Origin of the sequence: Bacillus pseudomycoides DSM 12442 (assembly GCF_000161455.1) — a bacterium.
GTDB lineage: Bacteria > Bacillota > Bacilli > Bacillales > Bacillaceae_G > Bacillus_A > Bacillus_A pseudomycoides.
The window spans coordinates 4,995,753-4,996,279 of the sequence record NZ_CM000745.1 but is presented as its reverse complement, the minus strand read 5'-3'; the positions used below and the strand labels follow the sequence as shown (position 1 = coordinate 4,996,279).

General features: G+C 34.7%; 1 protein-coding gene. It reads right to left on the bottom strand.

The window, feature by feature from the left end; genetic code table 11:
- A partial coding sequence (locus BPMYX0001_RS25370) for an IS110 family transposase (RefSeq protein WP_033799767.1) occupies positions 1-422 on the bottom strand: 422 nt, incomplete at its 3' end.
- Between the last annotated feature and the right edge of the window lie 105 nt (positions 423-527).

Here is a 527-nt window from a genome sequence, read left to right as displayed (position 1 = left end):
AGTTCACTATAAAATCTTGAGAGTGATTTTAATTGATAAAATAAGTTATCTGTGCCTGTCTTTTCCCTCCGGGAAGCCGTGAAATGTGTGAGAGCTAATTGATGCGCGTCGCTTCTATCGGTTTTATGAATCCGTAAGGAATCGCATTGTAATTTCGCTTCTAAAGGGTTCAACAGAAAGTATTCAAACTTGTTATCTTGCATAAAACGCTCCAGTTGTCTCGAATAGACACCAGTTGCTTCGAACACAATATGAGGTGATTTTTTATTTTCATTCATAAGTTGATCTATTCGTTTTCGTAGTTCTTCAAAATCGGGCTTAGAATGATTGATTTCACTTTCAAAAATACATTGTTTTTGAGCATTATAAATAACCATATAACTCTTTCCCATACTAACATCAAACGCAATTACATGTTGCATATTTTGCCTCCTTATGTAGAATTGAAGTCCTCATCTTACTCTTATCGATTCCCATTTCTTATACACGATCTCAAGGATCCACATACTAAACTGATTCAAATAAGG